Source organism: Methanobrevibacter sp. UBA412 (genome assembly GCA_002495685.1).
Classification (GTDB): Archaea; Methanobacteriota; Methanobacteria; order Methanobacteriales; family Methanobacteriaceae; genus Methanobrevibacter_A; species Methanobrevibacter_A acididurans.
In genome coordinates this window covers 23,411-36,191 of sequence record DAGJ01000026.1, presented here as the reverse complement: position 1 = coordinate 36,191, position 12,781 = coordinate 23,411, and the positions used below count along the sequence as shown (strand labels likewise).

General features: G+C 26.3%; 13 protein-coding genes and 1 pseudogene. 5 read left to right on the top strand and 9 right to left on the bottom strand.

The features are described from left to right. The first annotated feature begins 1,526 nt into the window (after window positions 1-1,526). The 3 genes from BP997_RS08305 to BP997_RS08295 are packed head-to-tail and all read left to right on the top strand — an operon-like array spanning window position 1,527 to window position 3,876. A complete protein-coding gene (locus tag BP997_RS08305) occupies window positions 1,527-2,633 on the top strand; it encodes a hypothetical protein (protein ID WP_413823578.1) in 1,107 nt (368 codons plus the stop codon). Window positions 2,634-2,690: 57 nt separating this feature from the next. Then, complete coding sequence (locus BP997_RS08300; protein WP_413823576.1) at window positions 2,691-3,791, top strand: hypothetical protein; 1,101 nt, start codon at window positions 2,691-2,693, stop codon at window positions 3,789-3,791. Next, entirely contained in the window at window positions 3,751-3,876 is a 126-nt protein-coding gene (locus BP997_RS08295) for a hypothetical protein (protein ID WP_413823573.1), read from the top strand. Before BP997_RS08300 ends, BP997_RS08295 begins: the two co-directional genes overlap by 41 nt. Before the next feature lie 218 nt (window positions 3,877-4,094). Here the strand turns inward: BP997_RS08295 and BP997_RS08290 are convergent, their stop codons facing one another. Continuing rightward, entirely contained in the window at window positions 4,095-4,604 is a 510-nt protein-coding gene (locus BP997_RS08290; RefSeq protein ID WP_413823571.1) for a DUF11 domain-containing protein, read from the bottom strand. Between the two features lie 59 nt (window positions 4,605-4,663). Between BP997_RS08290 and BP997_RS08285 the strand changes: the two genes are divergently transcribed. Beyond that, the gene (locus BP997_RS08285; RefSeq protein WP_413823569.1) at window positions 4,664-4,876 is read left to right on the top strand and encodes a transposase; all 213 of its coding nucleotides are present in this window, start codon (window positions 4,664-4,666) and stop codon (window positions 4,874-4,876) included. A gap of 165 nt (window positions 4,877-5,041) precedes the next feature. Here the strand turns inward: BP997_RS08285 and BP997_RS08280 are convergent, their stop codons facing one another. The 6 genes and pseudogenes from BP997_RS08280 to BP997_RS08255 form a co-directional block, all read right to left on the bottom strand. After that, window positions 5,042-5,467, bottom strand: a complete 426-nt coding sequence (locus BP997_RS08280; RefSeq protein ID WP_413823567.1) for an N-6 DNA methylase — start codon at window positions 5,465-5,467, stop codon at window positions 5,042-5,044. Beyond that, a complete protein-coding gene (locus BP997_RS08275) occupies window positions 5,421-6,482 on the bottom strand; it encodes an N-6 DNA methylase (RefSeq protein ID WP_413823565.1) in 1,062 nt (353 codons plus the stop codon). Before BP997_RS08275 ends, BP997_RS08280 begins: the two co-directional genes overlap by 47 nt. A 73-nt stretch (window positions 6,483-6,555) precedes the next feature. Further along, window positions 6,556-6,849: a hypothetical protein gene (locus tag BP997_RS08270; RefSeq protein WP_413823563.1), complete on the bottom strand. Its 294-nt coding sequence runs from the start codon at window positions 6,847-6,849 to the stop codon at window positions 6,556-6,558. Window positions 6,850-6,902: 53 nt separating this feature from the next. Further along, window positions 6,903-7,103, bottom strand: coding sequence for a hypothetical protein (locus BP997_RS08265; RefSeq protein ID WP_413823560.1), 201 nt, complete (start codon window positions 7,101-7,103; stop codon window positions 6,903-6,905). Window positions 7,104-7,340: 237 nt separating this feature from the next. Next, a complete protein-coding gene (locus BP997_RS08260; protein ID WP_413829104.1) occupies window positions 7,341-8,120 on the bottom strand; it encodes a restriction endonuclease subunit S in 780 nt (259 codons plus the stop codon). Window positions 8,121-8,174: 54 nt separating this feature from the next. Then, window positions 8,175-8,690 (bottom strand): annotated as a pseudogene (locus BP997_RS08255) (restriction endonuclease subunit S); the annotation flags it as partial. A 139-nt stretch (window positions 8,691-8,829) separates the two neighbouring features. On the opposite strand from BP997_RS08255, the gene xerA reads away from it, so the two are divergent. Next, window positions 8,830-9,825 (top strand): site-specific tyrosine recombinase/integron integrase, encoded by a 996-nt coding sequence (gene xerA / locus BP997_RS08250; protein WP_413827669.1) that lies wholly within the window; start codon window positions 8,830-8,832, stop codon window positions 9,823-9,825. A gap of 162 nt (window positions 9,826-9,987) precedes the next feature. Here xerA and BP997_RS08245 read toward each other — a convergent pair whose 3' ends face one another. Both BP997_RS08245 and BP997_RS08240 read right to left on the bottom strand, forming a co-directional pair. Then, window positions 9,988-11,196: a restriction endonuclease subunit S gene (locus BP997_RS08245; RefSeq protein ID WP_413829098.1), complete on the bottom strand. Its 1,209-nt coding sequence runs from the start codon at window positions 11,194-11,196 to the stop codon at window positions 9,988-9,990. Between the two features lie 20 nt (window positions 11,197-11,216). Next, window positions 11,217-12,761 carry a type I restriction-modification system subunit M gene (locus BP997_RS08240; RefSeq protein ID WP_413829096.1) on the bottom strand — a complete coding sequence of 515 codons (1,545 nt, stop codon included), beginning with the start codon at window positions 12,759-12,761 and terminating at the stop codon, window positions 11,217-11,219. Window positions 12,762-12,781: the final 20 nt, after the last annotated feature.

Below are 12,781 nucleotides of genomic sequence, written 5' to 3'. Positions count from 1 at the left end.
TGGAGAATAAATATTAATATGACTATTAAAAACATCCATTCTCCAAGTAATTATTTGTTTTCTAAGCAATTATAATCTTTCGGATTTTAACTTTGAAAAACCTTACAAAAAATTTTATAAAAAGACATTTAAAAAATCATAATGAATAATTTAACAAATAATTAACTGTTAAAATTTCATTGAATACCACATTTATACTATGCAAAAATCTGTTTAAATACTTTATTCTCATTATTTTAGCAATCATTTTTATACACACAACCATAGTTTTTATTCACTATTTTATCACCTTAAAATTTTATACAAAAAGCACATATCGTGAATTATAACTCAATTTTATACAAATTATCATGACCAAAATAATTAAATATTTACGAATAAAAAAGACCCCACATTACACCACAATCCAAAAATTCTTCACAATAAACTACCATCAGGTACTTTAAAAAAAATCAACCAATTAATATTATCCCAACATGATATAAGTGGAGAAATTATAGCTCTTGATGGATCATGGATTCACCAAATGATTATGCTGACAAATATTATGAAATAATACGAGCCAAAGAAACGAAAAAAGCTATGTTAAAAACCATAATTACAATTAGACATGAAAACTCGTTTAATCCTAAATTATGCCACTCAAAGAGGACCTTAGAAGTGACACCAAGTTCTGCAATCAATTCCATAAGATAAACAAAAAAAAATATCATCCACATTTACATATTAGCAGACATGAGCATACGACACAGAACCCATAAGAAAATGTATAAACGAATACACAGGAGCTTTTGACCATAAATAGCAATTAAAACCAGGAGCCAAAAAAAAGGGACACTACAGACTTAACAGCATATCCATCTTCAGACCCAAAAAATATACAGTCTAAGAAGCAATGTAGAAGGAGTATTCAGCATAATCAAAAAACTATTTAACGGAACAAACCGAAGCAGAACACTAAAACAGTCAAACAAAGAAACAAAACTCAAAAACCTAATCTACAACATCCACAGATCAACACAACTACCAAAAAAATAGGGTTTCTACAAAGCCTTAAAAAGAGTATAATGGTTTCTAGAAATTCTAAATATAAAAATATTTATATGAAAATATACAATTTTATAATTATGAGTATGAATGTCGTTATTGTGGACAAATATATCTTTCTGAAGTTGGTATTCCAGATTTCGGTATTAAACCAGGAATTCTCCCAGAGGATTTTCCTTTACAAATTGTCCATACTGTAACAGTCCAATAAACATTTATTATTATCGTTTTGGAAGATAATAAACCTTAATCTAAACACTTAGATTAATTAAACTTTTTTTAAAACCAGCTAGTGCTATAATTGTATAAGTTAAAATCTATTTTTTAAATATAAAAATTTATAAAGGATCATTTTTTTTAGGAAATTAATATATGATTCAGTTTTATAATATTTTTTTTGAATATTTTTTAAGTATTTAAATATAATAAATCTCATATTTTTATATATAAATTTAATTAGGGGGAGGTATATTTTTAAAATGAAACTTAAAAAAAAGTTAATATTAGAGGTTTTAACTTTAATATTATTGTTTACTGTGAGTATAAGTTGTGTTCAGGCAGCTGAAGATTTTAATATATCAAATTCGACCAGTTTGGAATTGAATAGTTCAGGAAATTTATGTTTAAACAGCACAGAATGTGTTAATAATTTAGAAACTGTTAATGAGAGTGTTTTAACTAGTTCTAATAGTGTTTATATTAGTCCTAATGGTACAGGTTCAGGTTCTAATTCCAGTAATCCTAGTAATTGGACAAATGCTTATAATTGTGTAAGTGAAGGTGGATGTATTATTTTCACTAATGGTACTTATATTTTAAGCAATCAGCGCATTACTAAGGATTTAACCCTTAAAAGTGATACTGGTTCTAGTGTTACTCTTAGTTCTGATTATAAGGATTGTATATTTTACTTACCTCGTCAAGATTTTAAAGTGGTTAATTTAACTTTAATTAATTTAACTTTCACTAATGGTAGAGGCCATACTCATAATACTGGTACTTATACTACTAATTATGGTGGTGCTATTTATGGTTTTGCTAATATAATAAATCTTGATTGTACTTATATTAATAATAAGGCTAAAATGGGTGGTGCAATTTATTTAGATGGTGAATTGGTTAATGTTAATACATGTTTTATTAATAATTTAGCTTCTTATGAAGGTGGTGCTATTAATTTATTTGGTGATCTAACAGTTACAAATTCTAGTTTTATTAATAATACAGCATTGTATTCATGTGATGGAGCTATTAGGGAGGCTGGAAACTTCAATATAACAGGTTGTAGTTTTATTAATAATACTGCACCTACTGGTGGTGCTATTTATGCTATTGATGGTTATACTCAAAATGCTCATGGAATCTGTAATACTAGTATTTTTATAAGTAACACTGCTAGTGAAAAGTATGGCGGAGCAATAGACACATCAGATATTAGTATTAATGTTAATTATTGTTCATTCATTAACAATACTAGTATTAGTCAAGGTGAAACTATTAACTATAAACATTATAGTGTAGGAAGTTTTAATTATGATTATAATTGGTGGGGAAACAATACACCATTTAATAATGGTAGTAATTGAATTTATTGTACTTATAATAATTTTGGGGATTATTATTCACCATCTGATTGGATTATTGTGAATTTAAGTCTTGAACCTGATGAAATATTTTTAAATACTAATAGTAGTGTGATTGTTAAATTCCAAACCTGTAACCATACTAATTTACTTAATAATATGCCAAGTAGAGTTTTAAATTTAAATTGTACTGGTGGAGTCTTAATGAATAATAGTTTAAAACTTAGCAATATGATTAGTTCCATATATACAGCCACAGGTAAAAGTGCTGTTTATAGTGTAAATATTTGTGTGGATAACCAAATACTAAACCAAAATATAAAAGTTAAAGAATCTGAGGATAATTCTACAATACTAAACCTACCTTACTATTATTTTATTTATGGTAAAAACAATACACTTACAGGTAATTTAACAGATAAGAATGGTAATCCTTTAAGTAATAAAATTATAAGTTTAAACTTAACACGTTTAAGTGATGGTGCATGGAAAATTTATAATGTAACAACTAATAGTTTAGGGGAATTTAAATTACCTATAACTCTTATGTGTAATGATTATAGTGTTAAAGCTGCATTTAATGGAGATGGAGAGTATAATTCTTCTTATGCTAATGTAAGTATGGAAATTGGTAATATTATTATAAATACCAGTGATTTATACATTAACTCTAGTACAGGTCCTAATAGTTTTAATGGAACTATAAGCACAATAAATGGCACCCCAGTTGCAAATAAACTTGTATTTATTTATATTTCCAGATCAAGTGATGGTGCAAATATACTTTATCGTGTCTTAAGTAATAGTGAAGGACAATTCAGTTTAACTATAAATTTAGATTCTGGTAATTATTATGTTCAAACCCAATTTAGTGATGATTATATTCTAACTTTAAAAAATAATTTTATTACAGTTAACAGTTTAAGTAATGAAACAAGTCAATTAACTAATAGTCATACTGTTTATAATAATGATTTAAACCCCCAAAAAAGAGAACTTAATGGAGTCCTATACACATTAACAAATAACACAAAGATAGGTGTAAGTAATATTAATGTAACATTAGAATTAACACGTTTAAGTGATGGTGCAAGTAAAAATTACACAGTAACTACTAATAATGAAGGACAATACACTTTACCTATTACATTTAAATGTTGATTTTTACGATTGTAAAACAATTTTTACTGGAACAAAAGATTACCAAGCAAGCACATCTAAAAACCCATTCAAAATAGATGAATAAAAATTAATTTCTCCTTTTTTCCATTTTTAAAACTAAACTAAACATTTAAATATCAATTATTATTTTTAAGTATGTGAAAATAAGTTTTTAATTAAGAGGAGTTTAAAAAAAAGAAGAATAATAAAAGGTTTAAATTCTATTTAATGAATTAAATTAATAAATAGAAGTTATCCTTCATTATTTTTTTTAATAATAATTTTTATAGATCTAATTTGTTTTTATTTTTTCTTAGGTTTATATGAACTTATTAAGATTAAAGCAAATAAAACTAATAAAAGGGTAATTATAGGGTTTCCTGTGTTTTTCATATTAAAATTCTTATTACTAATTATATTATTAACAGTGGTATTTTTATATGGAATTTTAGTCTTATTCATAAAAGACATATTAGTATTGTTATTTACATGACTTGGAGTAATTGTAGTATTAGTTATATTAATAGTCTTATTTTCAGTATTATTATCTTTACTTGGAATAGTCGAATTAATTAAAATAGTTTTATTGCCATAGTTATTTGTAATATTCCAATCATATTCATTTCCAGTAACATAAACATTATTAGTTAAAGAAAAATTACCTACTTTCACATAAGTTAATAAAGTTAAATCAACACTTTCACCAAAATTTAAATCACCAATGCTCCAAACATTATTAGTTGAATTATAAAATCCTTTACTAACAGTGCTTGAAATATAAACTAATCCTTCAGGTAAATATTCAAAAACCAATATCGAACCATAACCTATTATGGAAACCCAGCAAAAAATCAGAATGCAGCACAAAATGGATGAAAAATGGGCACAAAAAATATACGCACAACGATCAAAAAACAGTAAAATGGCCATTCGGACACCTAAAACGCAACATAAAAATGATAGAATTCAACTATACAGGCATAGAAATGGTGAATACAGAGATGAAACTACATGCAATAGGACACAACCTCAAAAGACTATACAACGAACTAAATAAAACAACAAAAAACCAAGAAAATACCTAAAAAAATGCATTGAAAACTAGAAACAAATAAAAGAAAAACAAAAAAAATCAAAGCTAAGAAAAAAATTAAAAATTTTTATGACCCAACCTCAAAAAGAAGTATAAAAAAAACTTTATAAAAAAAATAATTAAGTAAAAAAAAATCAATTTTTTTTAAAGATAAAAATTAATTATCAATTAATTTACGCCACATATAATCATAATAATCCTCAACATATCTACTAATACTTAAATTATATCCATTTTCCTTTAATTCATCTAATGAAACATTATGTGAATAATATTTCAACTCCTCCCTATTTTTATAAGTTTTAATAATCTTATTAATATCCATTTTTCTTAACCGATTTTTACCATTAACAGTATTAAAACCATGTGAAGCATCAATTAACAAAACACTCTGATTTTTCATCCGCGATTTCTTTAAAACAAGAATACATGTAGGACTACTTGTATCTGGGAAAAGATTACTTGGTAAGTTAATTACAGCATCTAAATAATTCTTATCCTTAATTAAATACTCTCTTAAATACCTACCCCAAACTTTAAACAGAAAACCAATACCCATTACTATAAGCCATAGTCCCATCATCCTTTAAATAATACAACATATGTAATAATAAAGCAAAGTTAGATAAAGTTTTTGGAGGAACCCTCCCATAATCCTTAAAACGTTCATCATTTAAAAATTTCCGATCCCCTGACCAATGAGAATAACAAATTAAATTAGAAACAATAGCATCAAACTTAACACCCTCAAATCCCGGATGCTCTAAACAATCACCACATACTAAATTGAAATCTTCACACTTCACATTATGAATTAACATATTCATACGAGCAATATTAAAGTAAGTTTGATTAATCTCTTCACCATAAAAATTATTCACAAGAACTTCCCTTTTAACACTTAAAAGAGAAGAAGAAAGCCCTGAACAAGAATCATAAACAGAATCTAAAACATGTTTATTTAATGATACAATTTTACTTAAAACCATATTAACATCTAAAGGAGCATAACAACCTATACTATTAGATTCAAATGCAAACTGAGATAATAAATAATCAAACACATCTCCGGCAATACAATTATCCTCATTACTAATTTGGAAATCAAAAAAAGATAAATGAATTAATAATTCACTTATAAAATCAGTCCTATCATCCTCAGTTTTACCTAACGTATCAGATTGTAAATCCACATCCTCAAACAAATTCATAAAACTTAAAGGACACACACCATAATATGAACAATCAGAAAACATTTTAAAAGCAGCCTCTAATTTCCTTAATAAATTAACATCCCCTATACATGCTAATCTAACAAAATTAGAAAACAAAAAATCAGGCTCAATAAAAAATCCTAAAGACTCTAAAGCCTCATCCCTTAAAGCATCCCTATACTCCTCCAAATTATAAGCCTCAACAAAACTTAAATTATCCTCCCTTAATTCATAATCCAATTTAAAAACTAATCTCTCAGATAAAAACTTATAAGAAAACAAAGCTAAAAAATAATTCTTAAACTCAAAAAGTTCACCTTGAAAGTCAGATTCTAAACACAACCTCCACAATTTAAGCCCCAAACCATTAACATCATTTAACATTAAAAAAAAACACCCTAAATATTTAAAAAAGGTTATCAGATTTTTTCAAATAACTAAAAAAAAAATAAAAGTTTTATTTATAAATTAAAATATCCTTATGCTCAGGATGCTTCTTAACAAAATCAACCCATAAACGAGGATCATCATTATTCATAGGACGTTCATTAGGACGATCATAAGTCCCAAGTCTAAGCTCCATCCAAAAACCAAGCTGATTCTTCTTAAGAGTATGTTTATCTTCAATATATAATTTTATATCTGGGGGTAAAATTACATCATCAATTAAACATAATTCCTGATGTTCCTTCATATAATCAATATTAGTATTTATTACTTGTTTTGATCCTATCATTAATTTTTTAATCATGTTTTTATCCTCCTATTTTTTGTTTTAATTCTTTAAAGAATTTCATGTTTTACTTATGGGAAAAAAGTATGCTCATGAGTAGTATCATACTTCTTCTCCCACTCCTCAGCAACATCCCAATTCACAAGATCACTCCATTGAGAATAACATTCAACAAAAGTCAAAAGCTCATCTTTATCAGCACCAAGAGTATCATCTCTCCTATGCTTTTCTTGTCTCATTTCACGACCTATTTCAGTTATTTCTTCGAACAATTCTTTATTTTCAGGTCGTGTTATGAATTTGTATCTTTCATCAGAATCTATCCCACTAAGAAGAATTGGAGGTATTTAATCTTTTAAATAAGTTAATTCTTCTCTTATAGTTTTTAAATACTCATAATTTAATATTTCAGGAACACTAATTGTAATCCCCGCTTCAGATCCATAACCAATCATTTTTTAACCTCCTTTTAATTATAAGTTAATTTGTTTTTCTTAATATTAATATTATTACATTAATATTATGTCAATTAAATCATATGCTCCTTTATCAGTGATTTCTAAAACTTTAAATAAATGAAATATAAAATAATACTCCAACTTATTTAAAATTATTTTAAAAAATAATAAAATAAGAAATATTGAAATGTATAAAATTAGGTAAACAAACATTTGTTGAAGTAAACCCTTCTTAAACTTCTCCATTTCAGTAATCTGATTTTGAGTAAGATCAATCTTCTTATCAATTAAAGATAAAAAACTAGCTATTTTTTCTTGTTCTTCTATAGAGTTAGGTATTTTAATAATAAAATTATAAAGTATGTTTTTATTAAGATTACCCTGTGTTCCTGTTTCTATAAATTTATGAACAAATCTTTTAAAATATGTTAGATAATAATAAATATAATCTATATTAACATTATCTTTTAATATGATTCCAAAAATTGCTTGACTTGTACTTAAATCTATTTTATTAATTGAAACAAAACCTATAGAAGCATAAATAGAATATAATAAAGAATTTTTAGGAATAATCCAAGCAGAAGAATCATTAATCGCTTCTTTAGTAATTTTTTTTGAAGTAAACGTAATATATTTTCCTTGCATTGTCATATCAGAAATACTAAGAAAAGGGATATTACCTTTATAATATCTCCCTATAGAAGATTTTGGAGTTCCTCCAGCTTTCCCTTTTTTAATTAAACTTTCTAATTTAACAGATTTAAAGTCATTTTTATTTTTAAAACCTCCACTATTTAAATAATTAAATCTTAATTTCTCAGAAAACAAGTTTTGAAAACAATACTTCTTAAAATCTTTAAAATATCCTAATTTTTTATTCAATAACTTAATCTTATGATTGATTGAATTTAAAAAATTAGCTATCTTTTTTTGTTCATGTAAAGAAGGGACTTTTAAATTAAATTTTTTTAAATCAACAGTTGTAAAACTTGCTTGATTAACTGCAGGTTTTGTAATAACTTGAATATAATTATTATATTTTCCTGTTTGAAAATAAAAATACATAAAATCAATATAAATTTTGGAATTGAAATTTAATCTTAAAAGATTAGTGGTAAAAATTGTATTTCTTTTTAATTCATTTTTAAAAAGAGCAATTTTCCCAATTTGACTCAAACTATTTATAAAATTAATTAACAAATCATTTTCTTTTAAAAAATAATTTTCAATTTTAGCTCCTTTAGAATCTTTTATATACCAATAACTAATATCATCTAAATTTAATTCATTATTTATTAAATTATTTGATCTTAAAACTGGGACTCCTATATCTTTTTGAGATAATTTTCTAGATAACCCACTTTGAATCAATGTTAAAATTTCACCTAATTTTTGAGCTTCCCAAGGTTTGGTAAATTCTTTAAATCGGAGTTTATTTTTTCACAATAAAATTTACAATTGTTATAATTTAGATTAATAATTAAAAATAATTTTTAATAAAAAAAATAATTAATTTTTAATATAAATAGTTATTATTATGAAAACTAGAATGATATCTGAAATCCAAAATCAAATGAAACCTTTCTTGAATCAAGGTCAATATTTGAAGTTAACTAAAGCTTTGTTGAAAACTTTTAAAAATGTGCAAATTATTGAAAATAAAATTGATTATGATGAGAATTCTTCTAATGAAAATTATAAATTATTGAATCTTTTTTTATCTGCTAAGCAAATTGAGGGTTGTTCTCCTAAAACTATTGTATATTATCAAACTACTATTGAAAAAATGTTAATGAAGTTAGAGAAAAGAATTGATAATATTAGTACTGATGATTTGAGAAAATATTTATCAGATCATAAGAAATTAAGAAATTCAAGCAAGACTACTATTGATAATATTCGAAGAATTTTTTCAAGTTTTTTTGCATGGTTAGAAGATGAGGATTATATACTTAAAAATCCAGTGCGTAGAATTCATAAAATTAAAACTGGAAAAGTAGTTAAAAAAGTATTAACTGATGAAGAATTAGAAACATTACGTGATAATTGTGATGAAATTAGGGATTTATCTATGATTGAATTATTCATTTCAACTGGAATTCGTGTTGGGGAATTAGTAAATCTTAATATTGATGATATTAATTTTTATGAAAGAGAGTGTATTGTTTTTGGTAAAGGAGAAAGTGAAAGACCAGTATACTTTGATGCACGAACCAAAATCCATTTACTGGAATATCTTGAAACCCGTGATGATGATAATCCTGCACTTTTTGTATCATTGAAAAAACCTAATGAAAGATTAGGTATTAATGCTATTGAAACACGGATAAGATCACTTGGTAAACAATCACATATTAAAAAATTACATCCCCATAAATTTAGAAGAACAATGGCAACAAATGCAATTGATAAAGGTATGCCTATAGAACAAGTACAAAAATTATTAGGTCATGTACAAATTGATACTACAATGCAATATGCAATGGTCAATCAACATAATGTGAAAATTGCTCATAGAAAATTTTTAGCTTAAAAAATTATTGGGATTTTTATAAAAAAATGTATGTGTTAAAACCCTAGTTTAATATAAAAAAATTATAACAATTGTTAATAAAAAGAGTGTTTAAAGAGGTTAAAACCCTAAAAACTTATAAAAAAATGAGAAAAAATAATAAAATAAAAAAATTTAATAAAACTAAACAAACATTTGTTGAAGTAAACCCTTCTTAAACTTCTCCATATTTTCAATCTGATTTTGAGTAAGATCAAGTTTTTTATCAATTAAAGATAAAAAACTAGCTATTTTTTCTTGAATTTCTAAGGGAGGAATAAAGAGTTTAATTTTTAAAAAATCTGTAGGAGAAATTCTTTTTGAACCAGTACCAGTAGAATATTTTTCTAAACATTCATAAAAACTTTTTCTAGAAAAATAATAATAAAACCATAAATGATTGACACTGTTAATAAAATCAAAAGACGGAATATCGGAAGAAGATAAAAAATTATCCAATTCTTTAGGGATTAAACCCAAAGCACCTTTATAAAGATTCTGTTTACCATAAATAAATTGGCCGGATTTCCTAATATATTGAGTAGTAGCTCCTTCTTTTTCAATAGTTTTACTTTCTCTTGGAATTACACCTTTTAAATTAAGTTTAACAGTTAAATGTTTATTAATATCATCATTACTAGCCTTAATTTTACTCTCCTTGAGGTAATCACTTACATATTTTGCATCAAAATTGTACCGTTTAATAAATCTTAATTTATTCTCAGAAAAAAGGTTTTGAAGACAATAATTTTTAAAATCTTTTAAATATTCAATTGTACTGGATAAAAGATTAATTTTATTATCAATTAATTCTAAAAAATCAGCAATCATTTCTTGTTCTTTAATTTTTATTGGAATTTTAAATTTAAAATTATTCATATCTCTTTGAAATATATGAGGGATACTACTTCCAGATTTTAGAACATGTAATAATCTAAAGAAATAATCTGAATTTAATACTTGATAAAAAAAATTAGGAGAAATATTACTATTAACCCGAACTAACATCATTGTTCCATTAATTGTAGATTCATGTGGTAAATATTTTATTAATGCAGGATTACCCAAACTTCCATCTTTTGAAAATATAACATCCCCCAATTTTAATGCAATTTCTGGAGATTCTAGATATCTTTTATTACTTAAATGATCGCATTTTTCCCAATAAATCTTACCATTATTTATATGTTTACTTGCAATTAAGTAAGGACCTTTAATAGTATATTCACTTTGTTTAAGGTTTTTCCAACCAATTCTACCTTTTATATAAGCATTATCTTTTAGTAAAATTTCTTCCCATGGTTCTGTGAATTCTTTAAATCGGAGTTTAGGAACATTACTTGTTTCTTCCATTTTATCATAACTCCTGATTTTTAGAATATTGGGGCATCTATGCCTAGTTCGTCACAGTATTTTTGGATTTCTTTATCAACTTCTTCCATTTCTTTGGAGATTTTTTTGAGTTCTGTGACTACTTCATTGAGGTCTATTGGTTCTTCTTCTTCGAATGTATCTACGTATCGTGGAATGTTTAGGTTGTAGTCGTTTTCTTCTATTTCTTTTAGTGTTGCTTTGTGAGAGTATTTTTCTGTTTCTTCCCTGTTTGTGTAAGTTTTAATTATTTTATTAATATCTTCTGGGCGGAGTTTGTTTTGGTTTTTGACTTTTTCAAATTCTTGTGATGCATCTATAAATAGTATGTCTTGGTCGTCTTCTCTGCATTTTTTGAATACTAATATGCAGGTTGGTATGCTTGTCCCGTAGAAGAGGTTTGCTGGCATTCCTATTACTGCATCGAGGTAGTTTTTTTCTTTGACTAAGTATTTTCTTATTGTTCCTTCTGCTGCTCCACGGAATAGTACTCCGTGGGGTAGGACTATTGCCATAGTTCCATTGTCATCTAGGTGGTAGATCATGTGTTCTACGAATGCATAGTCTGCTTTGCTTTTTGGTGGGAGTTTTCCTGCTGCACTGAATCTTTCATCATCTAGGAATTTTTTATCTGAGGACCATTTTGCGGAGAATGGTGGATTGGCTACGATGGCTTCGAAGGTCATGTCCATGAATCCTGGGTGTTCTAGGCTGTCTCCTTGTTTGATGTTGAAATCTGTGAATGCTACATCGTGGAGTATCATGTTCATTCTAGCTAGGTTGTATGTGGTTTGGTTTAGTTCTTGACCATAGAAATCTGTTACTTTTACTTCTTTACTTACTCGTAGGAGTAATGATCCTGATCCGCAGGTGGGGTCGTAGACTGATTTGATTCGTTTTTTATTTAAGGTTACGATTTTAGCTAGTACTTTACTTACTTCTTGTGGAGTGTAGAATTCTCCTGCTTTTTTACCTGCATCGCTTGCAAATTGACTTATAAGGTATTCATAGGCGTCTCCAAGTATGTCTTTTTCCTCATCTTCTAATTGGAAGTCTATTTCTGATAAGTGTAGGAGTATTTTGCTTATGAGTTTTGTTTTTTCTGTTACTGTTTTTCCTAGTTTACTTGATTGTAAGTCTACATCTTCGAAGAGGTTTTCGAAGTCTTGTGAACTGTCTTCTCCTATTGATGAATCGGTTATTTTTTTGAGTGCACGTTCTAGGTTTTGGAGTAAGTCTTCATCATTGTTTTGTGCTTGTTTTACTAGGTTATCAAATAAGTATTCTGGTTCTATGAAGTATCCAAGATTTTCTAATGATTCTTCTCTTAAATCTTCTATAAATTCTTCTTTTTGGAAAGCTTGTGAGAAGGTTAGGTTATCATTTTTTAGTTCTTTATTCATTTTTAGGTTTAATTTTTCTGATAAGTATTTGTAGAAGATGAATCCTAGGATGTAATTTTTAAATTCATTTGCATCCATGTTTCCTCTTAGTTCATCTGCTATGGCCCATAGTTTACTTTCTAGGTTGTTTGTATAATTTGACATTATTTTGTACTCCATTAATT